General features: G+C 70.7%; 31 protein-coding genes. 14 read left to right on the top strand and 17 right to left on the bottom strand.

Annotated features, from left to right (window positions below):
- Nucleotides 1–6: 6 nt before the first annotated feature.
- Nucleotides 7–216, bottom strand: coding sequence for a DUF397 domain-containing protein (locus ACIQPT_RS20285; protein ID WP_401157262.1), 210 nt, complete (start codon nucleotides 214–216; stop codon nucleotides 7–9).
- Between the two features lie 73 nt (nucleotides 217–289).
- Complete coding sequence (locus ACIQPT_RS20280) at nucleotides 290–1,048, bottom strand: GntR family transcriptional regulator (RefSeq protein WP_401157261.1); 759 nt, start codon at nucleotides 1,046–1,048, stop codon at nucleotides 290–292.
- 285 nt (nucleotides 1,049–1,333) lie between these two features.
- Here ACIQPT_RS20280 and ACIQPT_RS20275 point away from each other — a divergent pair, with 285 nt between their 5' ends.
- From ACIQPT_RS20275 to ACIQPT_RS20255, 5 genes are read left to right on the top strand one after another with little or no spacing between them, the layout of a single operon-like run.
- Entirely contained in the window at nucleotides 1,334–1,594 is a 261-nt protein-coding gene (locus ACIQPT_RS20275; protein WP_401157260.1) for a hypothetical protein, read from the top strand.
- The gene (locus ACIQPT_RS20270; protein ID WP_401157259.1) at nucleotides 1,591–1,785 is read left to right on the top strand and encodes a hypothetical protein; all 195 of its coding nucleotides are present in this window, start codon (nucleotides 1,591–1,593) and stop codon (nucleotides 1,783–1,785) included. Before ACIQPT_RS20275 ends, ACIQPT_RS20270 begins: the two co-directional genes overlap by 4 nt.
- Nucleotides 1,782–2,162 (top strand): hypothetical protein, encoded by a 381-nt coding sequence (locus ACIQPT_RS20265; protein ID WP_401157258.1) that lies wholly within the window; start codon nucleotides 1,782–1,784, stop codon nucleotides 2,160–2,162. Before ACIQPT_RS20270 ends, ACIQPT_RS20265 begins: the two co-directional genes overlap by 4 nt.
- Before the next feature lie 29 nt (nucleotides 2,163–2,191).
- Nucleotides 2,192–2,614 carry a hypothetical protein gene (locus ACIQPT_RS20260; protein WP_401157347.1) on the top strand — a complete coding sequence of 141 codons (423 nt, stop codon included), beginning with the start codon at nucleotides 2,192–2,194 and terminating at the stop codon, nucleotides 2,612–2,614.
- A complete protein-coding gene (locus ACIQPT_RS20255; protein ID WP_401157257.1) occupies nucleotides 2,611–2,976 on the top strand; it encodes a hypothetical protein in 366 nt (121 codons plus the stop codon). The genes ACIQPT_RS20260 and ACIQPT_RS20255 overlap by 4 nt, the downstream gene beginning before the upstream one ends.
- 7 nt (nucleotides 2,977–2,983) lie before the next feature.
- On the opposite strand, the gene ACIQPT_RS20250 is transcribed toward ACIQPT_RS20255, so the two are convergent.
- On the bottom strand, nucleotides 2,984–4,393 hold the full coding sequence (locus ACIQPT_RS20250) for a hypothetical protein (protein ID WP_401157256.1): 1,410 nt from the start codon (nucleotides 4,391–4,393) through the stop codon (nucleotides 2,984–2,986).
- Between the two features lie 225 nt (nucleotides 4,394–4,618).
- On the opposite strand from ACIQPT_RS20250, the gene ACIQPT_RS20245 reads away from it, so the two are divergent.
- Nucleotides 4,619–5,065, top strand: a complete 447-nt coding sequence (locus tag ACIQPT_RS20245; protein WP_401157255.1) for a nuclear transport factor 2 family protein — start codon at nucleotides 4,619–4,621, stop codon at nucleotides 5,063–5,065.
- Nucleotides 5,066–5,120: 55 nt separating this feature from the next.
- On the opposite strand, the gene ACIQPT_RS20240 is transcribed toward ACIQPT_RS20245, so the two are convergent.
- On the bottom strand, nucleotides 5,121–5,474 hold the full coding sequence (locus tag ACIQPT_RS20240) for a DoxX family protein (protein ID WP_401157254.1): 354 nt from the start codon (nucleotides 5,472–5,474) through the stop codon (nucleotides 5,121–5,123).
- 154 nt (nucleotides 5,475–5,628) lie between these two features.
- Between ACIQPT_RS20240 and ACIQPT_RS20235 the strand changes: the two genes are divergently transcribed.
- Nucleotides 5,629–6,543, top strand: a complete 915-nt coding sequence (locus tag ACIQPT_RS20235) for a sigma-70 family RNA polymerase sigma factor (RefSeq protein ID WP_401157253.1) — start codon at nucleotides 5,629–5,631, stop codon at nucleotides 6,541–6,543.
- Here the strand turns inward: ACIQPT_RS20235 and ACIQPT_RS20230 are convergent.
- Complete coding sequence (locus ACIQPT_RS20230; protein ID WP_401157252.1) at nucleotides 6,530–7,288, bottom strand: formylglycine-generating enzyme family protein; 759 nt, start codon at nucleotides 7,286–7,288, stop codon at nucleotides 6,530–6,532. The genes ACIQPT_RS20235 and ACIQPT_RS20230 overlap by 14 nt on opposite strands.
- Before the next feature lie 60 nt (nucleotides 7,289–7,348).
- Nucleotides 7,349–8,413, bottom strand: a complete 1,065-nt coding sequence (locus ACIQPT_RS20225) for a GNAT family N-acetyltransferase (RefSeq protein ID WP_401157251.1) — start codon at nucleotides 8,411–8,413, stop codon at nucleotides 7,349–7,351.
- A 30-nt stretch (nucleotides 8,414–8,443) separates the two neighbouring features.
- Here ACIQPT_RS20225 and ACIQPT_RS20220 point away from each other — a divergent pair, with 30 nt between their 5' ends.
- On the top strand, nucleotides 8,444–8,908 hold the full coding sequence (locus tag ACIQPT_RS20220; RefSeq protein ID WP_401157250.1) for a MarR family winged helix-turn-helix transcriptional regulator: 465 nt from the start codon (nucleotides 8,444–8,446) through the stop codon (nucleotides 8,906–8,908).
- Nucleotides 8,909–8,991: 83 nt separating this feature from the next.
- Here the strand turns inward: ACIQPT_RS20220 and ACIQPT_RS20215 are convergent, their stop codons facing one another.
- The 3 genes from ACIQPT_RS20215 to ACIQPT_RS20205 form a co-directional block, all read right to left on the bottom strand.
- The gene (locus ACIQPT_RS20215; protein ID WP_401157249.1) at nucleotides 8,992–9,210 is read right to left on the bottom strand and encodes a DUF6243 family protein; all 219 of its coding nucleotides are present in this window, start codon (nucleotides 9,208–9,210) and stop codon (nucleotides 8,992–8,994) included.
- Nucleotides 9,211–9,429: 219 nt separating this feature from the next.
- On the bottom strand, nucleotides 9,430–9,633 hold the full coding sequence (locus tag ACIQPT_RS20210; RefSeq protein WP_098024396.1) for a hypothetical protein: 204 nt from the start codon (nucleotides 9,631–9,633) through the stop codon (nucleotides 9,430–9,432).
- Between the two features lie 100 nt (nucleotides 9,634–9,733).
- Nucleotides 9,734–11,116, bottom strand: coding sequence for a glycine--tRNA ligase (locus ACIQPT_RS20205; protein ID WP_401157248.1), 1,383 nt, complete (start codon nucleotides 11,114–11,116; stop codon nucleotides 9,734–9,736).
- Nucleotides 11,117–11,294: 178 nt separating this feature from the next.
- On the opposite strand from ACIQPT_RS20205, the gene ACIQPT_RS20200 reads away from it, so the two are divergent.
- From ACIQPT_RS20200 to ACIQPT_RS20185, 4 genes are all read left to right on the top strand, one after another.
- The gene (locus tag ACIQPT_RS20200) at nucleotides 11,295–12,335 is read left to right on the top strand and encodes a metal ABC transporter substrate-binding protein (RefSeq protein WP_401157247.1); all 1,041 of its coding nucleotides are present in this window, start codon (nucleotides 11,295–11,297) and stop codon (nucleotides 12,333–12,335) included.
- A 47-nt stretch (nucleotides 12,336–12,382) separates the two neighbouring features.
- Nucleotides 12,383–13,195 carry a metal ABC transporter ATP-binding protein gene (locus ACIQPT_RS20195; RefSeq protein ID WP_401157346.1) on the top strand — a complete coding sequence of 271 codons (813 nt, stop codon included), beginning with the start codon at nucleotides 12,383–12,385 and terminating at the stop codon, nucleotides 13,193–13,195.
- The gene (locus ACIQPT_RS20190) at nucleotides 13,195–14,094 is read left to right on the top strand and encodes a metal ABC transporter permease (protein WP_401157246.1); all 900 of its coding nucleotides are present in this window, start codon (nucleotides 13,195–13,197) and stop codon (nucleotides 14,092–14,094) included. The genes ACIQPT_RS20195 and ACIQPT_RS20190 overlap by 1 nt, the downstream gene beginning before the upstream one ends.
- Nucleotides 14,095–14,242: 148 nt before the next feature.
- Nucleotides 14,243–14,677 carry a transcriptional repressor gene (locus ACIQPT_RS20185; protein WP_352241429.1) on the top strand — a complete coding sequence of 145 codons (435 nt, stop codon included), beginning with the start codon at nucleotides 14,243–14,245 and terminating at the stop codon, nucleotides 14,675–14,677.
- 102 nt (nucleotides 14,678–14,779) lie between these two features.
- On the opposite strand, the gene ACIQPT_RS20180 is transcribed toward ACIQPT_RS20185, so the two are convergent.
- The 4 genes from ACIQPT_RS20180 to leuA all read right to left on the bottom strand — a co-directional run bounded on the left by ACIQPT_RS20180 (nucleotide 14,780) and on the right by leuA (nucleotide 19,192).
- Nucleotides 14,780–15,589: an isoprenyl transferase gene (locus ACIQPT_RS20180; RefSeq protein ID WP_401157245.1), complete on the bottom strand. Its 810-nt coding sequence runs from the start codon at nucleotides 15,587–15,589 to the stop codon at nucleotides 14,780–14,782.
- Between the two features lie 62 nt (nucleotides 15,590–15,651).
- Nucleotides 15,652–16,398, bottom strand: a complete 747-nt coding sequence (gene recO / locus ACIQPT_RS20175) for a DNA repair protein RecO (RefSeq protein ID WP_026237355.1) — start codon at nucleotides 16,396–16,398, stop codon at nucleotides 15,652–15,654.
- Between the two features lie 68 nt (nucleotides 16,399–16,466).
- Nucleotides 16,467–17,171: a TerB family tellurite resistance protein gene (locus ACIQPT_RS20170; RefSeq protein WP_401157244.1), complete on the bottom strand. Its 705-nt coding sequence runs from the start codon at nucleotides 17,169–17,171 to the stop codon at nucleotides 16,467–16,469.
- A gap of 224 nt (nucleotides 17,172–17,395) precedes the next feature.
- Nucleotides 17,396–19,192, bottom strand: a complete 1,797-nt coding sequence (leuA, locus tag ACIQPT_RS20165; RefSeq protein WP_401157243.1) for a 2-isopropylmalate synthase — start codon at nucleotides 19,190–19,192, stop codon at nucleotides 17,396–17,398.
- 289 nt (nucleotides 19,193–19,481) lie between these two features.
- Here leuA and ACIQPT_RS20160 point away from each other — a divergent pair, with 289 nt between their 5' ends.
- Nucleotides 19,482–20,558: a M4 family metallopeptidase gene (locus ACIQPT_RS20160; protein WP_401157242.1), complete on the top strand. Its 1,077-nt coding sequence runs from the start codon at nucleotides 19,482–19,484 to the stop codon at nucleotides 20,556–20,558.
- Nucleotides 20,559–20,654: 96 nt separating this feature from the next.
- A complete protein-coding gene (locus ACIQPT_RS20155; RefSeq protein ID WP_401157241.1) occupies nucleotides 20,655–20,921 on the top strand; it encodes a protealysin inhibitor emfourin in 267 nt (88 codons plus the stop codon).
- 24 nt (nucleotides 20,922–20,945) lie between these two features.
- Here the strand turns inward: ACIQPT_RS20155 and era are convergent, their stop codons facing one another.
- The 4 genes from era to ACIQPT_RS20135 all read right to left on the bottom strand — a co-directional run bounded on the left by era (nucleotide 20,946) and on the right by ACIQPT_RS20135 (nucleotide 24,956).
- Nucleotides 20,946–21,920 (bottom strand): GTPase Era, encoded by a 975-nt coding sequence (gene era, locus ACIQPT_RS20150; RefSeq protein ID WP_401157240.1) that lies wholly within the window; start codon nucleotides 21,918–21,920, stop codon nucleotides 20,946–20,948.
- 60 nt (nucleotides 21,921–21,980) lie between these two features.
- Nucleotides 21,981–22,928: a WxL protein peptidoglycan domain-containing protein gene (locus ACIQPT_RS20145; RefSeq protein ID WP_401157239.1), complete on the bottom strand. Its 948-nt coding sequence runs from the start codon at nucleotides 22,926–22,928 to the stop codon at nucleotides 21,981–21,983.
- A gap of 140 nt (nucleotides 22,929–23,068) precedes the next feature.
- The gene (locus ACIQPT_RS20140; protein WP_401157238.1) at nucleotides 23,069–24,418 is read right to left on the bottom strand and encodes a beta-xylosidase; all 1,350 of its coding nucleotides are present in this window, start codon (nucleotides 24,416–24,418) and stop codon (nucleotides 23,069–23,071) included.
- 175 nt (nucleotides 24,419–24,593) lie between these two features.
- The gene (locus tag ACIQPT_RS20135; protein ID WP_401157237.1) at nucleotides 24,594–24,956 is read right to left on the bottom strand and encodes a cytidine deaminase; all 363 of its coding nucleotides are present in this window, start codon (nucleotides 24,954–24,956) and stop codon (nucleotides 24,594–24,596) included.
- Nucleotides 24,957–24,968: the final 12 nt, after the last annotated feature.

Genomic DNA, 24,968 nt, shown 5'->3' with positions numbered 1-24,968 from the left:
TGTTCGTCAGACGGTGTCGAACGTCCCGCCCCGGACGCCCGCGACAAACGCGGAGAAGGCGGTGACGGGGACGGCGACCACGGGGCCGTCCACGACCTTGGAGTCACGGACCGGGACGATGCCGCGCGTGACGGCGAGGTTGGCGGCGACCTCGACGCAGTCGCCGCCGTTGTTGCTGTACGAGGACGTGAACCAGCACGGGGATTCGGGCATCACGGGCGTCCCTTCGCCGTAGGAGGCACCACCATGCACGATGCTGCGGGCCGGGCACCACAGCGCCTCGGGGCGGTCATGCGTCGAAGGCGTACTCAAGGACGTATGCAGCCGCGTCCAGGACCATTTCGTTGACCTCCACGACACGCCCCTCCTCCGCGAATGCGGTCCGACAGATCAGCATGACGGGCGTCCCGGCCGGAAGACTGAGCTTCGCTGCCTCCTCGGGCAGCGGCATACGTGAGCGGATCTCCTCCCGGAAGTGGACCGGGCCGTGGCCCAGGTCGGCCAGCCGAGCATAGATGCCACCGGGTCCAGTGTCCGGCTCGGTGATCGGCGAGCCCTCGACCAGAGACGCCGGGAGGTACGACGTCGAGAGCAGTACAGGTTTGCCGTCCAGGACAAACCGGCGACTCCTGACCCAGGCACGCTCCCCCGCACCGAAGCCGAGCACGCGCGCCGCATTCTCCGAGGCGGCACCCTCCCCGACTTCCACCTGGTCGACCACCAGGTCTCGATCCCCAAGGTCTGCGTCCCAGACGGAACGTCCAGATCCCCACTGTTCCCGTACCAACCTCGGAATCCCGCGACGCCTCAGCGGTTGGAATGCCCGTACGAAGACTCCAACACCCTTCCGAGCTTCCGTCAGGCCTTCGCTCTGGAGCACCCCCAGGGCCTGCCGAACCGTCATGCGCGCAACGCCGTACTGCGCCATGAGGTCATTCTCACCGGGAAGGCGGCACCCAGGCTCCAGCACCCCTGACTGGATCTCCGCCTTCAAGGCTTTCGCGATCCGCTGGTACTTGGGCTCTCGGCCAGTGGCGTCGGTAGCCATCTACGGGTTTCCTCTCCTCTCCGGGCAGCCTAGTCGCGCTAGGCACTCACGCGACATCCGGGAGGCCACGCACGTCGGCTCACGCTTCCGACCTGGGCATTGTGGGTGATCCGTGAGTCGACTCACGCGACATGCCTCACCTGGCGAGCGGCACGGAACCGAACAGGTCTGGGCAGACACAGTTGACATCTCTAGAGATGCCTAGTTCTCTAGAGATGCCAGTCGACGTAGTCGCACCCCGCGCCTTGCTCGGGCTCCGCGCTGCGCCAACACGAGGAGCGATCGATGTGCGGCGAGAAGTTATGCCCGAATAGCGACGAACCCCCTGCCCTCCCCGGCCCCGGGACCCTCATGGTCGACACCAGCCGCGCCGACCGCGTGGGCGAATTCCGAGGGGTCGCCGGCCCCTACTGGTCGCTCCGGCCCGTCGGGGGCGGCGCGGAGTGGGAGGTCGAGCCCCGCCACGTACGCCCCGCACTCCTCATAGAGCAGCTCCGCGCCCGTACCGCGCGCCTCAACGCCCGTAGCCGGGGTGAGGTCCTGTGACTACGAGCCCCCTCGCCGAACTCGTCCGCATCGAGTCCGACCCCGCCTACCGGGCCCTGTTCTGCGCCGAGTTGGACGCGGCCATCCAGGACCGCTTCGCGAACCGCGCCGCCATCGTGGCGGAAGTCCAGGCGGCGGCCGACCGGCTGCGGGCACTGATCCTGCACGGCGAACCCGGGCGGCCCGCATGACGCGCGGGACGGGGTACGCCGCCGAGGTCACCGTCTCCGACGGGCAGCGGTTCGCCTCGCTCGGCGGGGTCGTCGTACGGAACCGGCGACTCGTCCTCCTCTGGCTCCGGCGGCAGGCCCTCCGCCTGGCCAACGGTCATGGGCTGCCGCTCGCTCCCGAGCCCGTACGGCCGCCGACCGGCGACGTACTGCCGGTCCGGTTCCACGGCTCGGACGCGCCCGAGGAGTTGCGCCGCTGGGCCACCCACGGCGCGCACCAGGACCACGCGATACGGGCCCTGGAGGCCGGGTTTCCCGCGCTGTTCACCGTTCTCGATCCGGCCGTCGGGCTGAGCCTGACGCTCGCCGGGTGGCGCGGTCACCCGGCCGACCGGTAGTCCCGCCACACGAACCGGAGTTGAACGCCGTGCTTCAGTGCACCGCCGTCACGTTACTTCCACCCGACGCTGTGTCGCGGCTCCTCGCCCCGGGGGTGAACGGCCCCGACGACCCGGAGCCGTACGTCCTGTGCGAACTCGGCGAGCACGACGGTACTCACACCGACCCGCACACGGAACACGCCGCCTACCTCCGGCCGGGCAGGACTCCCGACTCCCCCGCCCTGTGGTTCTTCTGGGCCGGCAGCGGCCCCGAACGCACCCACCGGGCCGAGCCCGCGCCCTGGTGCCCCGCCGTCCTCCGCCGGCTCGATTCAGGCCTCGTACGGCGGTGCGCGCTCTTCGACCACCACTCCCCGTCCCACTCCTGGGACGTGACCGACCCGCTCGGCGACCTGATCGCGGAGCGGCTCGTCTCAGGCGACTCCCCGAAGGGTGACCCGTCCCCGTGAACCAGTGCACCGCAGTTGCGTTACTGCCGCCCCCGGACCATGTGGTCGCCCTGTCGGTCCCCGGACATCGCCCGGAAGCCGGACACGTGCTGTGCGAACTCGGCGAAGGCCACGACGGCGATCACGCGGCCATGCTGTGGGACGAGGGCGGCCGGCCCGGACGCGGCGTCTGGGCCTGGTGGAACGCGGAGCGCGCCCGACTGGCCCCGCTCCCCTGGTGTTCCGCCCTCGACACCCGTAACGAAGCGTGCGGGCTGTTCGGCGGGCACCCGGCCGGGCACAGCTGGGAGGTCACCGACCCCACGGACGAGGCGATCACACAGGAGATCGCGCATCAGCACCCCTACCTGTTCCCCGGGTAGGGCCGGATCACCGGTCTCGCTCCTCTTCATCGAGGAAGCGGCCCCCGACGCCCACGAAGAACGCCGCAGCTCCGACCAGGCCGACGAACAGCCTCGGGAAGAAGCCCGATACGAGGTCGGTGAAGAGCACACCAGTGATCAGCATGGACAGCGCGAGGCCCTTCACGGCTCCCCAGCGCACCAGGGTGACCGGCCAGATCCTTTGCGGCTGCCAGATCCTCACCTGCCGGGTGTTGTCCAACGGGGTCCCTTCACCTCCGGCCTCCACGCCCAGACTGCCGGGCTGCTGCGGCTCGTGGATGTCGACGTGTCCGTACACCGCGTGGCCGCTGTCGAAGACCACCACGGCAGGGCAGGCCTTCCACCTCCGAACCGGACGGCCCTTGGCTTTGACCACAAAGCGCTTCACCCTGCGGGCATCCCAGGCGAGCCATACGTGTCGGCCCTCAAGAGCCGAACGGACCGCCGTGAACTCCGGCTCCACGCCTTTGAATTGCATGACCAGTGCGGCACCCTGGATTCGGCCGGAGCGGAACGTGCCGCGCAGTGCGCGGGATCCGGGCAGATTCAGCGTTTTCGGGCGACGGCCACCGCCGGCCCCCACCACGACGATTCCGATGATGAACAGCCAGGCGACGAGGGCGAAGCCGAGCTGCGTACCCGAGAGCGCCCGTTCGGCGAACAGCCGCTCCACATCCTCGTTGTAGCCCTCGGTGCGGCCGGCCACGTTCTCCCGACTCGGTCCCGCATAGCCCTTGATGCCGGGCTTGTCCGGAACGTAGATGACCGGTATCCGATCGCCCACTCTGAACCGGGTCCAGCCGGCCGGGGTGGTATGCACCGTACGAAGCCTGCCGCCCGCGTCCGCCTTCGCCCCTGGCATGTCGAACGTCAGTGACTGGTCGTAGATCGTGTAGTCCCCGGATCGAATGGTATGCGTGTACTCACTGGTGATGGTCAGGGTCGCGACCACCGCACCGGCGTCCTTCAGCTTCCTTATCTCCGGCGGCGCCTCGGTGTCGGCCATGGCCAGCACAAAGCCGCTCACGACGACCCAGGTGTAGGCAGCCACGGCGACCAGCAGGAAACGGGCCCGCCCCGGCTGCCGGGGCAGGACGGCCGGCAGTTGAGCGGTGTCGTGGTGCGCGGCACCGCCCGGGACGGGCTCGTCCAGTACATGCCGGAACACCTCGTCGTAGGTGAGCGGAGGCGTACGGATGCGGTGGACCGCCACCACGCCGATCCCGGCGACAGCGACCCCCAAGCAGGCCATGAGCAGCCAGAACCGCTGACTGTGGCCGCCCCAGAAGACCAGCAGCAAAACCGCCGCCAGAATCGCCACCGACCCGGCGCCCGATGAAGCCGCCAGCAGCACCGGCAGCCGCTGCATCTGCTGTTCCCGCGCAGCCCTGTCCATCGTCCGCCCCCGTTGTCATGTCTTGCTCTCGTGCCGTGCCGTGCCGTGCCGCCTGCCGCCGCGCCGATCCTGCGCGTGTGAGTGTTCGTCAACTGTCGCACGCACAGGCCAGAGCCTTACAGAGTGCCCTTACGCGAGAGGTAATCGCCTCAACCTGCCTGCGTCGGCAAGACTGTTGATCGCTCCGCTCCACCGGGGCGCTGCCACGACGGAGAGGTTTCAGCCATGTCCACCACCGCCGCATCTACGAACACCCGCACCGTGGTCGAAGAACTCCTGCGCCGGATCGGCGAAGGCGACCCCGAGCGCATTGCCGAGCTGTACGCCGAGCGGGGTGACTGGAAGCTGTCCTGGCCGGAGGGCGAGCACGGTCGTACGGCCACGCCGTGGATCCGTCACCGCTCCACCCGGGCCGACGCGGCCGCCCACTACCGCGAGCTGGCCGAGCACCACGTGCCGGAGCTCGCGGCGACCGTGGTCGAGCGCATCCTCATCGACGGGGACGAGGCGGTCGTGCTCGGCGAGATCCGCCAGACCGCCCGGCCCACCGGACGTGCGTACCGTGCGCGGTTCGCCCTGCACCTCACCGTCGAGGACGGCCTGGTCACCCGGCACCATGTCTACGAGGACAGCCTCGCCGTCGCCCAGGCATTCGAGGCGGGTGATCGGTAGAGGTCCATCGGAGGGCCTCCGGACGCTCCGGAGGCGGCGCGGTGGCCCTAGGTGGTCATAGTTCCCCCGCGAAGAAGCCCGTACTGGCGACCGCGAGCAGCAAGTAGGTGCCCGGGAAAGCGATGTTGTGGAAGACGCGTGCGCGGACGTGGGCCAGGACCGCGCCGACGAAGAACGCGACCAGCCCGACTCCTGCTGCGAGGCCCAGCCCATGGAGACCCGCAAGACCGGCGACAAGGCCGGCCGCGCCCGCGAGTTTCAGGGTCGCCAGATACGGCACCGCCGCGGGCGGGAGTCGGACCTCAGCGGAGTTCGCCATGACGAAGGGCGCCCGTGCGTAGTCCGCGACCGCGATGAACACGTTCGCGGCGGCGCACACCACCGTGGTGATGAGCAGTACGGAACTCACGCGGTCCACTTCCCCACCGTGGTGCGCGGGGGCCGGGCGGTCCGTCGTGCCGGCTTTTGTAGGCTCATGGCGTTCTCGTCTCCTCGGGGAGGGGCGGACAGGAAAGGGTTCGACCGACCGTCCTGACGTCCGCCGGTCCCGGAAGGTGACACCCATGCCGATCACGGTCGAAGAGTTCGAGGCCGTACGACCGCATCTCCTGTCGGTCGCCCACCGCATGCTGGGTTCGGCCCACGATGCCCAGGACGCCGTCCAGACCGCATGGCTGCGGGCCGCGACCGCCCGGTCCTCACGATCGTCGGCACCCTCGATCGGGAATCCGGCGGCCTGGCTCACCACCGTCACCGCCCGGGTCTGCCTGGACGAACTGCGTGCCCGACGCCGACGCAACGAAGCACCGCTGCTCGCGGACGCCGTTCCGGCCGCCGAACTGGCCGCCGACGAGGCCGTCCTCCGTACCGAGGACGTCTCCCGGGCCCTCATGGTCCTGCTGAGCCGGCTGACCCCGCCCCAACGGGTCGCGTACGTCCTGCACGACCTGTTCGCCACGCCGTTCGACCAGGTCGCGGAGGTGCTGGGCGGGTCCGTCGCCGGTGCCAAGAAGCACGCCAGCAGGGCCCGCCTGCGCCTCACCGGCCCCCGGCAGGCCGCGGAGCGGGCCCCGGAGTGGGCCCCGGAGCAGACCGGACGGCCGGACCAGCAGGTCGTGGACGCCTTCATGGCGGCGGCCCGGACCGGGGATACGCGCAGGATGATCCAGCTGCTCGCGCCCGACAGCGTCCGCGATGCCGAGGCCGCGCTCCTGCCCCGTGGCGGGCGCACCACCGTGACCGGCGCCGTCGACATCGCCACCGAGACCGCGCACTTCCGCGATCGTATTCAGGCGGCCTGCGGGCTCGTCGTCAACGGCAGACCGATGTATCTCATCGCCCCGGGCGGGCACCCCTTCGCCACCATCGAGATCAGCACCGCCGGCCGGAAGGTCACGAGGATCGCCCTGCGTCCGGCACGGGCCGACGACGTGTTCGCGGCCCCTTCGGCGGGCCGGGACCGCCTCACCGGGCCGTAGCCGCCGGCCGGAAGCCGACACCGATCGCCGACAGGTCCGCCTCGTACGCCCCGTGGCGGCGGGCGCACCTCGCCAGGTCGCGGTCGTGGCGGAAAGCGCCGCCCCGCGTGATGTGACGGTCGAAGGCCCAGTCCTCGGTCTCCGGGACCTCGGCGGGCGCGCCGGGGTAGGGGGCGTAGCGGGTGGAGGTCCACTCGTCGGCGTTGCCCGCCATGTCCAACACGCCGAAGGGGCTCGCGCCTTCGGGGAACGAGCCGACCGGCGTGGTGGTGCCCACGCCCAGGTCCACCAGGTTGGCCAACCCCGTGCGGTACTCATCGCCCCACGGGAACTCCCGGCCGTCGTCCCCCCGCGCGGCGCGCTCCCACTCGTCCTCCGTGGGCAGGCGTACGTCGAGGCCGAGGCGTTCCCCGAGCCACCGGCAGTACGCCGTCGCCTCCTCCCACGCGATCCCGATGACCGGGTGGTCCGGCGAACCCTGCGGGGCCGGTCGTCCGGTGGCCGCCGCGAAGCGTGCCCACTGGTCGACCGTGACCGGTGTACGCGCGATCCGGAACGCCTGTACGTGGATCTGCGCAGCCGGGGTCTCCTTCAGATACCACGCCGCCGGTACCCCGGTGTCCTCGTAACGGCGGGCCACCGCCGGTATCTCGTCGACGGGCGTACCTCGACGCAGCGGCCCCGCCGGGACGTCGATCCATTCCACCTGATCCACTCGCACTCCCGCTCCTGCTCCCGCTCGCATGTCTTCTCCTGATCTTGGTACCACTGCATGATCGCTTCGGTGTGACACATGCCGGTCCGCTCAGGCCGCGACGGGCTTGGCCAGGTCCACCACGCCCTCCTCCGGGGCGTCGGGCAGCGGAACGTATCCCTGCCGCCGGTAGAGGGCGAGGTTGCGGTGGCTGGCCGCGCCGGTCGACAGGACGATGCGGCCGCCTTCCTCGCCCTCGGACTCGGCCCGGCGCAGCAGCCAGCGGCCCACGCCGAGTCCCCGCAGGTCGGGGGCGACGGCGAGCCGTCCCACGTGCAGGTCCGCGCCCGTGCGGCGGGTGCGGACCATGCCGAGCAGCCGGCCGTCCCGCCAGAGGCCCGTCGTGTGCCAGTCGGCCAGCCAGGCGCGGACGTCGGCCGGTGACTCGTGGAGTGCCGGGATCGCCAGGGTGTCGTTGGCGAGTGCCTCCTCCATCCAGCAGGCGCGCTGAAGCACTGTCACCTCGGGGGCGTCGTCCGGGCCGAGCCGGCGCGCGTACGAGCCGGGGAGCGGGCCCTCGACGGACGCCGCGTGTTCGCGCTCGCGCATCGGGGCCAGGGCGTGTGCGACCCGGACCAGTTCCGCCAGAAGGCCCTGCGCCGCGTCCGCGTGGCGTGCTTCGGGGGCCAGTCGGTCCTCCCGCATCGCGTCCGCGATGCGCAGGGCGACGGTCGCCCCCAGGGGGACCAGCCGCAGGGTGGTCACGACCTGTTTGGCGTGCTGGACCGCGCGGGTGCCGGCCGAGGTGTGGCCGTAGCTGACGAAGCCGACCGGCTTCCAGGCCCATTCGGGGCCCAGGTAGTCGAGGGCGTTCTTGAGCGTCGCCGGCATGCCGTAGTTGTACTCCGGCGTCACGACGACGAAGCCGTCCGCGCCGTCGACGATCCGGCTCCAGCGGCGGGTGTGCTCGTGGTGGTGGACCCCGGTCGACGGGTGTTCCTCCTCGTCCAGGAACGGCAGGCCCAGATCACCGATCGACTGGGTCACGAGGTCCACGCCGAGCCGCTCGGCGTCGGGTGCGAGCGTTTCGGTCAGCCACTGCCCGACGGCGGGGCCGAGCGCGTTGGGACGGGTGCTGCAGACCAGGACGAGGATGCGCGGGTTCTTCGTTTCCATGGAAACGAAATTAGCCGGTAGATTGATTCCATGTCAACGAATGAGGCGGATTCCCCGGTCGACTGGCTCTCACCCGACGAGGAGCGCACCTGGCGGGCGTATCTCCGGATGGTCACCGCCGTCCGGATCCGCACCGCGCAGGACCTGGCCGCACTCGGCCTGTCCGAGCCGGACTACGAGGTGCTCAGCACCCTGTCCGAGCACCCGGACGGCACCGGCACACTGCACGAGCAGGCCGCCAAGATGGGGTGGTCGCGCAGCCGCCTGTCCCGGCACGCCTCCCGCATGGAGGCGCGCGAACTCATCCGGCGCGCCCCCGACCCCACCGACGGTCGGGGCTGCCTCCTCGTCCTCACGTCGACCGGCTGGGACACGCTGCGGGACGCCGCCCCCGGCCACGTCGCCTCCGTGCGCCGGCACTTCGTCGACCGCCTCGAACCCGCGGAGCTCGCGGCCCTCGACGCGATCGCGCGGAAGCTCACCGCCGAGCGGTAGGGGCGGCCGAAGCCCCCGGAACGCGGCGTGGGCCCGGATCACGGATGATCCGGGCCCACCGTCGTACGGGTACTGCTCAGGTATCAGCTCTGCGCGGACGACGCGTCCTGCTCGCCCGGCTCGGCGGTCGTGGCCGCCTGCGCCTCGGCGCGCTCGCGCATCTTGCGGACCAGTTCCTGCTTCTTGTCCTCAGCGGCCTTGCGGTCGGCGCCTCGCGCGGAACCCGCGCCCTGCTGTTCGGCGCGGGACAGCTTCTTGCGCTGTCCGCCGACGCCGAGCAGATTGTTACGGCTCTTGGCCATGGCGTTCTCCCCTGTGGGGTGTGAAGTGAGTCAGGTGAAGGTGATCGGGGCCGGTCACGCCGGCCCCGGGCCGCGGCGGGGTGTTCGCACCCGCCGCGCTCTCACTCGTAGATCTGGAAGAACGAAGACATACGGGAACCGTACCGCGCTCCCCGCGAGCGCCGCACCAGGTTTTCAGGCCGTCGCGGGCCTCAGGCCGTCGGGCCGTACGCCGGAGCCTCAGGCCGTCGGGTCGACCGTCGCCTGATGGGCCTCGGCCAGATGCTCCTCGGCCTTCAGCCAGGGCAGGAACTGCGCCGATCGGCGCCACGCGCAGGTGGAGCAGGTCAACTGGCGGGTCATGCCCGACTTCCGTACCTGCACGACGTGTTCACGGCCGTGCTGGTCCCATCTGCTGACCTTGCTGGTGGTGATGGACGGCATGGCGTACCTCCCGGAACGGTGGCGGGGGCTCCGGTGGACTGTACGACGAAGCCCCCGGTTCCGTACCCGGAACCGGGGGCCTCACGCACAGGTGCGGGTGTCAGCAGCCGAGCAGACGGGCGCCGAGGTACGCCTGGATCTGGTCCAGGGAGACGCGCTCCTGCTTCATGGTGTCGCGCTCGCGCACGGTCACCGCGTTGTCGTCGAGGGTGTCGAAGTCGACGGTGACGCAGAACGGGGTGCCGATCTCGTCCTGACGGCGGTAGCGGCGGCCGATGGCGCCGGCGTCGTCGAACTCGATGTTCCAGTTCTTGCGCAGGTCGCTCGCCAGGCCCTTGGCCTTCGGCGAGAGCTGCGGGTTCCGGGACAGCGGCAGGACCGCGACCTTGACCGGGGCCAAGCGCGGGTCCAGGCGCATCACGGTGCGCTTCTCCATGACGCCCTTGGCGTTGGGCGCCTCGTCCTCGACGTAGGCGTCGAGCAGGAACGCCAGCATCGCGCGGCCCACACCGGCCGCGGGCTCGATGACGTACGGCGTCCAGCGCTCGTTGGCCTCCTGGTCGTAGTACTGGAGGTCGGTGCCCGAGGCCTCGGAGTGCGCCTTGAGGTCGTAGTCGGTGCGGTTGGCCACGCCCTCCAGCTCGCCCCACTCGCTGCCGCCGAAGCGGAAGCGGTACTCGATGTCGGCGGTGCGCTTGGAGTAGTGGGAGAGCTTCTCCTTCGGGTGCTCGAACCAGCGCATGTTCTCCTCGCGCATGCCGAGGTCCGTGTACCAGTTCCAGCGCTGGTCCATCCAGTACTGCTGCCACTCCTCGTCCTCGCCCGGCTTGACGAAGAACTCCATCTCCATCTGCTCGAACTCACGGGTCCGGAAGATGAAGTTGCCCGGAGTGATCTCGTTCCGGAAGGACTTGCCCATCTGCGCGATGCCGAACGGCGGCTTCTTGCGCGAGGTCTGGAGCACCTGGCCGAAGTTGGTGAAGATGCCCTGGGCGGTCTCGGGGCGCAGGTAGGCGACCGAGCCGGAGTCCTGGGTCGGGCCGAGGTGGGTGGAGAGCAGACCCGAGAACTGCTTGGGCTCGGTGAACGTGCCCTTGTTGCCGCAGTTGGGGCAGTTGAGGTCGGCGAGGCCGTTGACCGGCGGCTTGCCGTGCTTCTCCTCGTACGCCTCCTCCAGGTGGTCGGCGCGGTAGCGCTTGTGACAGGAGGTGCACTCGGTGAGCGGGTCCGAGAAGGTGGCGACGTGGCCCGAGGCGACCCAGACGTCCGGGGCCAGGATGACCGACGAGTCGAGACCGACCACGTCCTCGCGCCCGGTGACCATGTAGCGCCACCACTGACGCTTCAGGTTCTCCTTCATCTCGACGCCCAGCGGCCCGTAGTCCCAGGCGGCCTTCTGGCCACCGTAGATCTCACTGCAGGGGTAGACGAAGCCACGGCGCTTGCTCAGGCTGACGATGGTGTCGATCTTGTCGGCGGCCACGGTGCTCTCTTCATTACGACGGCGACGAACGGCGAATGACTCAGGTTACCGGCGCGTGCACCCCCTGGATCAAATCGGTAAGGCCCCGGAGGGGGCCGTGCGCCGCCACCTCGTGATCTTCCGGGCATCTCATCAGCCTTGTTGACAATCGTTTCCACTTTTGTTGAAAATGACTGTCATGAACGTACGTCGCTTGATACCCACCACCGCCGTCGCCGGAGCAGTCGTCCTCGGTCTGACCGCTCTCTCGGCCTGCTCCACCTCCGACGCCGCGGACGGGAGCAACGGCGGCAAGCTGAAGGTGACGGCGTCGTTCTACCCGATGCAGTTCCTGGCCGAGAGGATCGGCGGCGAGCACGTCGCCGTCACCAGCCTCACCAAGCCGGGGGTCGAGCCGCACGACCTGGAGCTCACCCCCCGCCAGATCGGCTCCATCAGCGAGTCCGACTACGTGCTGTACCTCAAGGGCATCCAGCCCGCCGTGGACGACGCGATCAAGCAGTCCGGTGTGAAGAACACCGTCGACGCCGCGACCCTCACCACGCTGGAGAACCACGGTTCCGAGGTCAGCGGCCACGATCACGGTCATGACCATGAAGGCGAAGAAGAGCACGGCGACGAGCACGGGCACGAAGAAGACGCCCACGAGGAAGAAGCCCACGAAGAGGGCGACGGTCACAACCACGGCGAGGAAGGCGGCGCCGACCCGCACATCTGGCTGGACCCGGTGAAGTACGCCGAGGTCGCCAAGGGTGTCGGCACGTCCCTGGAGAAGGCCGACCCCGACCACGCCGCCGACTACAAGAAGAACACCGCGGCCCTCGTCGCCGAGCTGGGCGAGTTGAACACGGCGTACGAGACCGGGCTGAAGAACACCGCCACCAAGACCTTCATCACCACCCACTCCGCCTTCGGCTACCTCGCCGAGCGCTACGGGCTCACCCAGCAGGGCATCGCGGGCATCGACCCCGAGGCCGAGCCGAGCCCCGCCCGGATCCAGGAGATCCACACCATCGCGGAGAAGGAGAAGGCCACCACCGTCTTCTTCGAGACGCTCGCCAGCGACAGGACCGCGAAGACCCTCGCGAAGGACACCGGACTGAAGACCGGCGTTCTGGACCCGCTGGAGGGAATCACGAAGAAGTCCCAGGGCGCTGACTACATCGAGGTCATGGAGTCCAACCTCGCCGCGCTGCAGAAGGCACTCGGCGCGAAGTGACCCGCAGCACCCTGTGGACCCGCACCACCCCTGGATCGGAGGCGCTCGTGCCGGAGCGTGAGAGCACCACCCGCGAGGCCCTGGCCGTCGACCGCGTCGGCCACGAGCCCGTCATCGCCCTGCGCGGCGCCACGGCCACCCTCGGCGCGCGCCCCGTGCTGCGCGGCGTGGACCTGACCGTGCACCGCGGCGAGGTCGTCGCGCTGCTCGGCGCCAACGGTTCCGGCAAATCCACCGCCGTACGGTCCGTCATCGGGCAGGTCCCGCTGACCGGCGGCACCGTCGAGCTGTTCGGCACCGAGCTGCGCCGCTTCCGCCGCTGGGGCCGCATCGGCTACGTCCCGCAGCGCACCACGGCCGCCGGCGGCGTGCCCGCCACGATCCGCGAGGTCGTCGCCTCCGGCCGGCTGTCCCGTACGGGGCTGCGGTGGCCCGGGAGGGCGGACCGGGCGGCCGTGGACCGGGCCATAGCCCTGGTGGGCCTGGCCGACCGCGCCAAGGACTCCGTGAGCGCGCTGTCGGGCGGCCAGCACCAGCGGGTCCTGATCGCCCGCGCCCTGGCCGCCGAGCCGGAGCTGCTGATCATGGACGAGCCGATGGCCGGGGTGGACCTGGCCAGCCAGGAGATCCTCGCCTCGACCCTGCGCGAGCAGGTGGCGCTGGGCACCTCCGTCCTGCTCGTGCTGCACGAGCTGGGCCCGCTGGAGCCCCTGATCGACCGGGCCGTCGTCCTGCGCGACGGCTGTGTGACGCACGACGGGCCGCCGCCCGAGGCGCTCGGCCAGCACGCCCTGCCCGGCCACGACCACGTACACCCCCACGCGGCCGCCGAGCCCGTCCGGACGGGACTGCTGACCTGATGCTCTTCGAATTCCTCAACCCTCCCTTCATGCAGCGGGCGCTCATCGCGGCCGTGCTGGTCGGCATCACCGCGCCCGCCATCGGCATCTACCTGGTGCAGCGGCGGCAGGCCCTGATGGGCGACGGCATCGGGCACATCGCGATGACCGGCGTCGGCCTCGGCTTCCTGCTCTCCACCAGCCCGGTCTGGATGGCCACGGCCGTCGCGGTGGCCGGTGCGGTCGTGATGGAGCTGATCCGCTGGTACGGACACACGCGCGGCGACCTCGCCCTGGCGATGCTGTTCTACGGCGGCATGGCGGGCGGCGTCATGCTGATCAACCTCTCCGACACCGGCTCCAACGCCAACCTGACCTCGTACCTCTTCGGCTCGCTGGCCACGGTCTCCGAGTCGGACGTCATCGCCATCTGTGTGCTGGCGGCCTTCGTGGTGCTGGTCACGGTGGGGCTGCGACGGCAGCTGTTCGCGGTCAGCCAGGACGAGGAGTTCGCCCGGGTGTCCGGGCTGCCGGTGCGGGTGCTGAACCTGCTGATCGCGGTGACCGCCGCCGTGACCGTGACGGTCGCGATGCGGGTCGTCGGCCTGCTGCTGGTCAGCGCGCTGATGGTGGTGCCGGTGGCGGCCGCGCAGCAGATCACCAAGTCCTTCAAGGTCACCTTCGTGCTGGCCGTGGTGATCGGCACGGCCGTGACCCTGACCGGCACCGTGACCTCGTACTACCAGGACGTTCCGCCCGGCGCGACGATCGTGCTGCTGGCCATCGCGGTGTTCGTCGCGCTGACCGCGCTCGCCGCTCCGCTCGCGCGACGCCGGGCGCGGGCGAGCGAGGTGAAGGGGGCCGAGTGCACCCTGGAAGTACCGGCAGCCCGCCGGGACCGGGACGACGTACGCGTATGACGGGTGTGAGCGCATGACGGGTGTGACGGCCGTCACGGCTGTCCCGTCCGTGCGTGTGACGACGTCGCACCGTACGTGTTCGCCGGCGGCACCCGGCCGGGCTGGCACAATGGCCCGACACATGTACGGGCGACACGAGGAGGCACCTGTGGCCACGGCGCCGATCAGTGGCACGAACGCAGCGCCGGTACGCGGCCGGTCCACCCGGCAGCGGGCGGCGGTGGCGGCGGCGCTCGACGAGGTCGATGAGTTCCGCAGCGCCCAGGAGCTGCACGACGTCCTCAAACACCGCGGCGACTCCGTGGGCCTGACCACGGTCTACCGGACCCTGCAGTCCCTCGCCGACGCGGGTGAGGTCGACGTCCTGCGCACCACCGAGGGCGAGGCCGTCTACCGGCGGTGCTCGACCGGTGATCATCACCACCACCTGGTCTGCCGGCTCTGCGGCAAAGCGGTGGAGGTCGAGGGGCCGGCCGTCGAGCAGTGGGCCGAGATGATCGCCGCCCAGCACGGCTATGTGAACGTCGCGCACACCGTCGAGGTCTTCGGCACCTGCGCGGAGTGCGCCGCAAGCAAGGCGTAACGAACGGAACGAACGCCGGAGAACGAACGAGAAGAGGCGGGTCCGGGGCGTGTACAACGCCCCGGGCCCGCCTCTTTCACGTCACTTTTCAACCTTTTTACGTCACTTCTCGACTGCCTCCGCCGCGCCGAAGCGGCGGTCGCGCTGGGCGTACTCCAGGCAGGCCCGCCACAGGTCCCGACGGTCGAAATCCGGCCAGAGAACGTCCTGGAAGACCATCTCGGCGTACGCGCTCTGCCAGATCAGATAGTTCGAGGTGCGCTGCTCGCCGCTGGGGCGCACGAAGAGGTCCACATCCGGCATGTCCGGGTAGTACGTGTACTTCGCGAAGGTCTTCTCGTTCACCTTGGACGGGTCGAGCTTCCCGGCCGCCACGTCCTGGGCGATGCGCTGCGCGGCGTCCGCGATCTCGGCGCGGCCGCCGTAGTTGACGCAGAAGTACAGCGTCAGCTTGTCGTTGTCCTTGGTCTGCTCCTGGGCGACCTGGAGCTCCTGGACGACGGACTTCCACAGCTTGGGCATGCGGCCCACCCAGCGGATACGGATGCCGAGCTCGTCCATCTCGTCGCGGCGGCGGCGGATCACGTCGCGGTTGAAGTTCATCAGGAACTTCACCTCGTCCGGCGAGCGCTTCCAGTTCTCGGTCGAGAAGGCGTACAGCGAGAGGTTCTTCACGCCCATCTCGATACAGCCCTTGAGCACGTCCATGACGACGCCCTCACCGACCTTGTGGCCCTCGGTGCGGGGCAGACCCCGCTCCTTGGCCCAGCGGCCGTTGCCGTCCATCACGACGGCGACGTGCTGGGGCACCAGCTCGCCGGGGATCTTCGGAGGCGTCGCGCCCGTGGGGTGCGGCTCGGGGGTCTTGTACGTGCGCCGGTTACGGCCGCCGAGGATCCCGCGTACTGCCATGAGCTTCTCAGTCTCCCTGTGTCACTTCTCCACGCACCGCGTCGTCTGCCCGACGCACCACGTCATTTCTCCACGTACCGCAGTGAGCGCAGTCCACGCTCCAGATGCCAGTGCAGATAGGCGGACACCAGCCCGCTCCCCTCCCTGACATGACGCGCCTCGCACGCGTCCGCCGTCGCCCAGTCGCCGCTGAGCAGTGCGCTCAGCAGGGCCAGGGCCTGTGCCGAGGGTACGACGCTGCCGGGGACCCGGCAGTCACCGCATATGACGCCCCCCGCCGCGACGGAGAAGAACCGGTTCGGACCGGGCATTCCGCACTTGGCGCAGTCCTCGAAGCTGGGCGCGTACCCGTTGACCGCGAGCGAGCGCAGCAGGAACGCGTCCAGGATCAGATGGGGGGCGTGCTCGCCCCGGGCGAGGGTGCGCAGGCCGCCGACGAGGAGCAGATACTGCTGGACGGCCGGTTCGCCCTCGTGGTCGGTGAACCGCTCGGCGGTCTCCAGCATCGCGGTGCCCGCGGTGTAGCGGGCGTAGTCGGCGACGATCCCGCCGCCGTACGGCGCGATGGTCTCGCTCTGGGTGCAGAGCGGCAGCCCGCGGCCGACCAGCTCGCTGCCGCGTGCGAAGAACTGCACGTCGACGTGGGAGAAGGGCTCCAGGCGGGCGCCGAACTTGGACTTGGTGCGGCGCACCCCGCGGGCGACGGCGCGCACCCGGCCGTGGCCGCGGGTCAGGATCGTGATGATCCGGTCGGCCTCGCCCAGTTTCTGCGTACGCAGCACGATGCCGTCGTCCCGGAACAAGCTCATGGGCCCATTGTCGCCCACCCAGGGCCGACGGCGGGGGGCCGGTGGGCTTCTTTACCGGGCTACGAGGGCTACGAGGGCGTACGGGCGGCCGCCGCCAGCAGCCGGGCGGTGTCGTCGGCGGGGAGCTGGAGGGCGCTGCCGACGGTGGTCAGCACCTGGCGCTCGGCGGCGCAGTAGGGGCCGTCCGCGAGGGCGATGCGGGCGCCCTGGAGGAGGACGGACTCGCGGCCGGCGGTGGCCAGGTGCGGGGCGAGCGGGGCCAGCACCTCGTGCAGCTCGATGGCGAGGGTCGGGCCGCAGGCCTCGGCGGCCGGGTCGGTGCCGGAGCCCTGTCCGGTGTCGGCGGCCAGCACCTCGACGACGGTGAACAGCTGCTCCTGGGTGCAGTCGTCGAGCCCGGCGTCGCGCACGGTGGCGACGGCGGCCTCCAGGACCGTGCGGGAGGTGGTGCCCCCGGCGGCGAGGACGGCCAGGGTGACGGTGTGGACGGCCTCGCGGAGCATCGAGGAGAACCGGGTGGTGGTGGGGTGGTCCAGGGCCTCAGGGGCGTAGTGGGCGAGGCAGGCGGCGCACTCGACGACCGGCTCGGTCTCGCCCCGGCGGACCAGGGGGACGCCGAGGACGGTGAGGCGGCGGCGGCCGGTGAGCCGGCGGTAGTTGCGGTCTCCCCCGCAGCCGGGGCAGAAGAAGGCGCCGTCGCCGACGGCGTCCCAGATGGTGCGTACGCCGCAGAGGACCGGCCTCAGAGCGCGTTGTCCTTTGGCTGACCGCACGTCGCACACCTCCGTAACGCTCCGGCAACATTGCCGTGTGTTGGACGTGATGTTAGCCACATGCGTGATGTGGCGTCAGCCTCTGGGACGTCACAACCCTCGGATATGGCCGAACCCCGACCACCCGGAGCGGGCGGTCGGGGTCCGTCAATGCTGTCGTACGGGGTCGAACCGGACGTCCGTACGAAGAGGCGGGCGCGTGGGTCCGGGCGGCCCCGGGCGGGTCAGCGGGCCGCGCGGTTGACCGCGGAGACGACCGCCTTGAGCGAGGCGCGGGTGGTGTTGGCGTCGATGCCGATGCCCCACAGGACCTTGCCGTCGATCGCGCACTCGATGTACGAGGCGGCCTGGGCGGAGGCGCCCTCGCTCATCGTGTGCTCGGTGTAGTCCAGCAGCCGGGCGTCGATGCCGATGGCCTGCAGCGCTTCGAAGAACGCGGAGATCGGGCCGTTGCCGGAGCCGGTCAGGACGGTGTCGGCGCCGTCCACGACCGCCTCGACGGTCAGGGTGTCGGTGCCGTCGGTGTCGGAGGTGGTCTGGCCGGAGCGCAGCTGTACGCGGCCCCAGGCGTTGTCCGGGTTGGGCAGGTACTCGTCCTGGAAGGTGGTCCAGATCTGCGTCGGGGTGACCTCGCCGCCCTCGGCGTCGGTCTTGGCCTGAATGATCCGGGAGAACTCGATCTGCATCCGGCGCGGCAGGTCCAGCTTGTGGTCGTTCTTCAGGACGTACGCGATACCGCCCTTGCCGGACTGCGAGTTGACGCGGATGACGGCCTCGTAGGAGCGGCCGACGTCCTTCGGGTCGATCGGCAGGTACGGCACGGCCCACTCGATGTCGTCGACCGTCTTCCCCTGGGCCGCCGCGTCCTTCTCCATCGCGTCGAAGCCCTTCTTGATGGCGTCCTGGTGGGAGCCGGAGAAGGCGGTGTAGACCAGATCGCCCGCGTAGGGGTGGCGCGGGTGGATCTCCATCTGGTTGCAGTACTCGCTGGTGCGGCGGATCTCGTCGATCTGCGAGAAGTCGATCTGCGGGTCGACGCCCTGGGAGAAGAGGTTCATGCCCAGGGTGACCAGGTCGACGTTGCCGGTGCGCTCGCCCTGGCCGAACAGGCAGCCCTCGATACGGTCGGCGCCGGCCATGATGGCCAGCTCGGCGGCGGCGACGGCGGTGCCCCGGTCGTTGTGCGGGTGGACCGACAGGCAGACGAACTCGCGGCGGGACAGGTTGCGGGACATCCACTCGAAGCGGTCCGCGTGGGTGGAGGGCGTCGAACGCTCCACGGTGGCGGGCAGGTTGAGGATGATCTCGCGGCCCTCCTCCGGCTGCCACACGTCGCAGACGGCCTCGCAGACCTCCAGGGCGAAGTCCAGCTCGGTGTCGGTGAAGATCTCCGGGCTGTACTGGTAGCCGAAGGTCGTCTCCGGGCCCAGGATCTTCTCGGCGTACTCCATGACCAGCCGGGTGCCGTCCACCGCGATCTGCTTGACCTCCTCGCGCGAGCCGCGGAAGACGACGCGGCGGAAGGTGGGGGCGGTGGCGTTGTACAGGTGGACGGTGGCCCGGTGCGCGCCGACCAGCGACTCCACGGTGCGCTCGATCAGCTCCTCGCGGGCCTGCGTCAGGACGGAGATCGTCACGTCCTCGGGGATCGCGCCCTCTTCGATGATGGAGCGGACGAAGTTGAAGTCGGTCTCGCCGGAGGAGGGGAAGCCGACCTCGATCTCCTTGTAGCCCATCTTCACCAGCAGGTCGAACATCTCGCGCTTGCGGGCCGGGGACATCGGGTCGATCAGGGCCTGGTTGCCGTCGCGCAGATCGGTGGACAGCCAGCGGGGCGCCACGGTGATCCGGTTGTCGGGCCAGGTGCGGTCGGCGATGTCGACGGCCTCGTAGCCGGCGTACTTGTGGACCGGCATCCCGGACGGCTTCTGCAGCTGCGTCGCGTTGGTGATCGGGGTGGGGCGGCCGACAGAATTACCGGAAGGGTTCACGGTGTTACCGGCAGGATTCACGGTGGTCATGGCGTAGGGCTCCTCGGTCCAGCGGGGGTCGGCCGACTGTGTCGCTGCAGCACCAGACTCCGCGGGGAGGGGGTCGGCCTACGACTACAGGCCCTCGCCGCGGCAGCTAAGGAGAAGCAGCCCGAAACGCATGATGCGACGAGCGTAACCGAGTGTGGCCCGTGGTGTCGGTCCGTATCAGTATGCGGGACCGGGCATCGATGAGGGGTAAACAGTGACTCATCACTCCATTTCGTCAATCATCGTCGCAACCAGTGACAGCACGGTGACGGAGTGCCACAGTCGTTGTATGCACCTTCGAACCGACGGCGAGCTCCACCCCGTCTTCTGCACCATCGTTCCGCCCCACGTCCTCGATCACCTGTCCCGGTCGGCCGACGCCCGGCTCGCGGATCCGGCCCGCCGCACCCTGGAGGCCGACGGGCTGCGCCGCAACCGCCGCCGGCTGACGGCGCTCGCCGCCGCCCCGGCCGCACCGACCGCGGGCGCGGTCCCCACCAAGCCCCACCGCACCCTGTACGACTGCGAGAACGGCACCACCCTGCCCGGCCGCCAGGTCCGCGACGAGGGCGAGAAGCCCACATCGGACGCCAGCGTCAACCGCGCGTACGCCGGCCTCGGCGCCACCTTCGAGCTGCTCCTCTCGGCGTACGGGCGCAGCTCGATCGACGGCAAGGGCCTGCCGCTGACCGGCTCCGTGCACTACGGCCAGGAGTACAACAACGCGTTCTTCGACGGCGAGCAGATGGTCTTCGGGGACGGCGACGGCGAGATCTTCCTCGACTTCACCGTCGCGGTCGACGTGATCGCCCACGAGCTGGCCCACGGCCTGACGCAGTACACCGCCAACCTCCGCTACGAGGGCCAGTCCGGCGCGCTCAACGAGTCCGTGTCCGACGTCATCGGCTCCCTGGTCAAGCAGTACTCGCTGGGCCAGAGCGCGGAGCAGGCCGACTGGCTGATCGGGGCCGGGCTGCTGGCGCCCCGGGTCAGCGGGGACGCGCTGCGCTCGATGAAGGCCCCGGGCACGGCGTACGACGACGACGTCCTCGGCAAGGACCCGCAGCCGGGTTCCATGGACGACTACATCGAGACGGAGGAGGACAACGGCGGGGTCCACCTCAACTCCGGCATCCCCAACCGCGCGTTCTACCTCCTGGCCACCGCGCTGGGCGGCAACTCCTGGGAGCGCGCCGGGCAGATCTGGTTCGACGTGCTGACCGGCGGCGAGCTGACGGCGAACGCGGACTTCGCGGAGTTCGCCCGGCTGACGGTCGCGGCGGCGGGCGACCGCTTCGGCGAGCGCGACGAGCGGGAGGCGGTTCTCAAGGCGTGGTCGGAGGTGGGCGTTCCGACCCGGACGTGACCCGGCCCGCGAGAAGCCGGGGTCGGTGAGGTCGGGACAGGTGGGGACGAGACAGGTGGGGTTGAGTGCGCGTACGGCCCCGGATAGACAGGACCCATGCGTATTCAGGTCAGCCGGACCGGCGGCTTCGCCGGCATCGCCCGCCGCCGTGCGATCGACACCGAGGGCCGGGCGGACACCGCGGAGTGGCGGTCCCTCGCCGAGGAGGCGCTCGGCGCGGCGCGGGACACCTCGCCGACCGGGGTGCCGGACGGCTTCCGCTACGAGATCACGGTCGACGGCCGCACCGTGTACTGCGCTGACCCCGATCTGACCGGGGCACAGCGCACGCTGATCTCACGCGTCCTCGAGGAGGGCGCGTGAGATCAGCAGCGGGTCCGTGAAGTGCTAGAACCCGAGCTTCCGCAGCTGCTTGGGATCGCGCTGCCAGTCCTTGGCGACCTTCACATGCAGGTCCAGGAAGACCGGCGTGCCGAGCAGCGCCTCGATGTGCTTGCGGGACTTGGTGCCGACGTCCTTCAGCCGCTGGCCCTTCGGGCCGATGATGATGCCCTTCTGGCTGGGCCGCTCGATGTAGACGTTGGCGTGGATGTCCAGCAGCGGCTTGTCCGCCGGGCGGTCGGTGCGCGGCAGCATCTCCTCGACGACGACCGCGATGGAGTGCGGCAGCTCGTCGCGTACGCCCTCCAGCGCGGCCTCGCGGATCAGCTCCGCGACCATGACCATCTCCGGCTCGTCGGTGAGGTCGCCCTCCGGGTAGAGCGGCGGGCTCTCGGGGAGCAGCGGGGCGATGAGGTCGGCGAGCAGGCTCACCTGCTGGTCCTTGACCGCCGAGACCGGAATGATCTCGGCCCACTCGAAGCCGAGCTCGTCGGCGAGCGCGGAGACGGCGAGGAGCTGTTCGGCCAGCGCCTTGGACTCGACCAGGTCGGTCTTGGTGATGATGGCGATCTTGGGGGTCTTCTTGATCCCCGCGAGCTCCTTGACGATGTACTTGTCGCCGGGGCCGAGCTTCTGGTCGGCGGGCAGGCAGAAGCCGATGACGTCGACCTCCGCCCAGGTCGTCCGCACGACGTCGTTGAGCCGCTCGCCCAGCAGCGTGCGCGGCTTGTGGAGGCCGGGGGTGTCGACCAGGATCAGCTGCGCGTCGGCACGGTGCACGATGCCGCGCACCGTGTGCCGGGTGGTCTGGGGGCGGTTGGAGGTGATCGCCACCTTCTGACCGACGAGAGCGTTCGTGAGGGTGGACTTGCCGGCGTTGGGGCGGCCCACGAAGCAGGCGAAGCCTGCCCGGTGGGGGGAGGTGGTCTCCGCTTGCGGGTCAGCGGATTCTTGGTTCGGGCGAGCGCTCATGGCGACCATTCTCCCCGATCGCGGCGGCGCCGCCGCACAGCGGGCCCGGCGAGGTGCCTCACGGGCGCCTCAGGCCGTACGCGTACGGCGTCGGCGGGCCCGTGCCCACAGGGCCGTTCCGGCCGCGACGAGCACGGCGAGCAGCCCGGCCACGAGCCACGGCACGGCCAGGAACGTCACGGCCGCCGACTCCCGGGTGCCCTTCGCGGTGGCGGTGAGTTCGACCTCGGCCCGGTCCAGCTGCGGTGCGCCGTCCCAGGTCTCGGTCAGCCGGACCTGCTGGCGGGGCAGCAGCTCGGCGGGCAGCTTCGTCAGGCCGCGCTCCAGCAGGGTCCGGCCGAAGAGGCCCTCGGCGCGCAGGGCGACGGCGGGGGCGAGGGTGACGTTGCCCCGGTTGTGCAGGGTGTACGAGATGACGGCGCGGCTCCTGCCGGTGCCCGGGACCAGCGGACGGTCCTGCTCGATCCGGATGTCCTCGACGGAGAGCGCGGGCACGGTGGGCCCGTTCACACGGAGGTGGATCCGGGCGCCGACGGCCCTGCGGACCCCGACGGCCAGGGCGCCGCGCCGGGTGGCCTCGACGCGTTCGTCCAGGGCGATCAGGGCGCCGGGGTGGTCGCCCGGCTCGGCGTTCTCCGGGACGGTGACGGTCAGGGGCACGGTGACCGAGGCCTTGGGGCCCACGGTGACGGTGTCCCGGTCGGTGCGGGCCCAGGCGCCGATGGAGCGCTGCTTCTCGTTCCGGTCGCGGACCGCGAAGCCGCCGTCGCGCGGGGTGTTGTAGGCGTCGGCCGCGTACAGCCGCAGGGTCAGCGGCTTCGCGGTCTTGTTGGTGACGGTGATCTTGTCGGTGAGCGTGGTGCCGGGGGCGGCGGAGAGGTAGAGGGAGGGGCGTTCGCCGGACGGGCCGGACGCGGGCTGGACGGACCAGCTGCCGTTGTCGGCCGGGTGGGCGGCGGGCGCGCCGAGGAACAGCAGGAGGGCCCCCGTCAGGAGGAGTACGGAGAGCTTGCGCACGGTGCGGGACCCCCAGGACGTGTCCGGGTGGAGTGGGCCGGCCGGGTGCGCGCCCGGCCCACGGTGGATCAGGAGCGGGCCTCAGATGAGGGCGGCCCGTGCTCCCGGGCGGTGCGAGCGGGCCTCGTGGAAGACCGGCCTCACGTGAGGGTGAGGGTCAGCACTCCCGCGTAGGAACCGGCCCCGGTGAAGGCCGGCACATCCAGGGAGAGACCCGCGTCCACGCTGAACTCCCCTCCGGTGGCCGCCCCGTCGGGCGTGGACGCCAGGGTGGCCCCGGCGCCGCCGACCGTTCCGGCGCTGCCCGCCGCGCAGGTGCTCGGACTGCCGGGCTTCGTGGCGCAGGACGGGGTCCAGCCGAGGGCGTCGGCGCTGATCCGCGCCCCGCCCGGGCCCTTGAAGTCGGTGACCTTGCCGGTCAGGGACCAGCCCGCGGGGCCGCCGCGGAAGTCCTCGACGGTCACCGTGCGCAGCTCACCGGTGGAGGCCCCGCCCCGGCCGAAGTCGACCCCCGACAGCTGGACGCTGTCGCCGGCCTGGGTCATGGACAGGGTGCCCGCCCGGACGGTCGTGGTGAGCTCCTGGCTGCCGTCGGGGAGCTCGCCGCCCCCGGTGACGGTGTACGCCTGGGGGCCCGCGCCCTTCTCGGCGTCCCAGGCGCCGCCCTCGTAGGCGACGATGCCGGTGGTGTCCGGGTCGCTGACGGTGAGCCGGGCGGTGAAGGCCCCGGATCCGTCGGCGGTGGCCGATGCGGTGTCGCCGGTCTGCGCGCCGCCGTCGCGGCCCGCCACGGTGATGCCCGCGCCCGGGGTGAACTTCGTGCCGGTGACGGTGACCTCGTCGCCCGGCTGCCCGGAGGCCGCGGAGAGCTGGATGGCGCGCTCGTTGACCTGGCCGCCGCCGTCGGTGGCGACGACGGTCTCGGACACGGGGGCGGGCGGGTCCGTCACCGTGCAGGGGGTGTCCAGCTCCATGATGTAGCTGGTGTGGATGTTGTAGTCGCCGGGCGACAGGGTGATCTCACCGGGCGCGGTGACGGTGAACGTGCCCGTCATGGAGAACGACGGGAAGGTGCCCTTGCCGGGGACCGGGTCGTTCTTCTGCGGCCCGGCGACGGTGACGTCACCGCTCTGCGCGCCGCCCAGGGTGACCTTCCCGGTCGGCGTCATGATGTCGGCGGGCAGCGCCAGGTCGACGGGGTTGCTGGCGGCGGGCTCGACCACGGTGTAGGTCACGGCGACGGTGTCGCCGACCTGCGGGGTCGCGTTGTCGACGGTGATCCGCGCGGTCGTGGTGCCGTCGATGGGCGGGATGCCCGCGATGGGCGGCGGGATGCAGTGGGTGGGGAAGTCCACCGCGACGGAGGCCGTCGCGGCGGCCTGCGCCGGACTGCCGAGCAGCCCTCCCCCGGTGACGACGAGCGCGGTGATGCCCAGGGCGGCGGCCAGGCGGCGCCGCGGGTCGGTGGATCTTCGCATGGTCGGTCGCATGAATTCGGTGCCCTCCTGCGGAAAGCGGCACGGCGGCTCTTCCGTACCGGCAGGGGGCCATTGATGACCCGGGCGAAAAAGAAGTCAATGCAGACGAATCGCGGCGACTGATGGCCCATCAGATGATGGCAGGATCGGCGCTCCTGGTCGGGCGCCCGCCCCGGGCTCTGCGGGATCAGCCCGCCGTGACGCGGACCCGCAGCGTGCCGTCCGGACCCGCGAGCAGCACCGGGGTGTCCGGTCCGCCCAGGTCCCGCACGGCGGCCCGGTCGTCGTCGGAGGGGACCTCGGCGGCGGAGACGACCGCCGCCGCCTCCAGCGAGGTGGCGCCGCTGGCCACCGCCATGGCGACGGCAGTCTGCAGGGCGCTGAGCTTCAGCGACTCCAGCGCCACCGTGCCGGCGACATACGTGCGCCCGGTCTCGTCGCGTACGGCCGCGCCCTCGGGCACACCGTTGCGGGCGCGGGCGCTGCGCGCCAGAGTGACGATCTTGCGGTCCTCGGCGTCGAGGCCGGTGGTGTCGGTGGTGTCGGTCATGGCACGAGCATA

It is taken from the genome of Streptomyces sp. NPDC091289, assembly GCF_044757365.1.
Classification (GTDB): domain Bacteria; phylum Actinomycetota; class Actinomycetes; order Streptomycetales; family Streptomycetaceae; genus Streptomyces.
The sequence above is the reverse complement of the archived record's forward strand: the minus strand, read 5'-3'. Positions and strand labels throughout refer to the sequence as shown.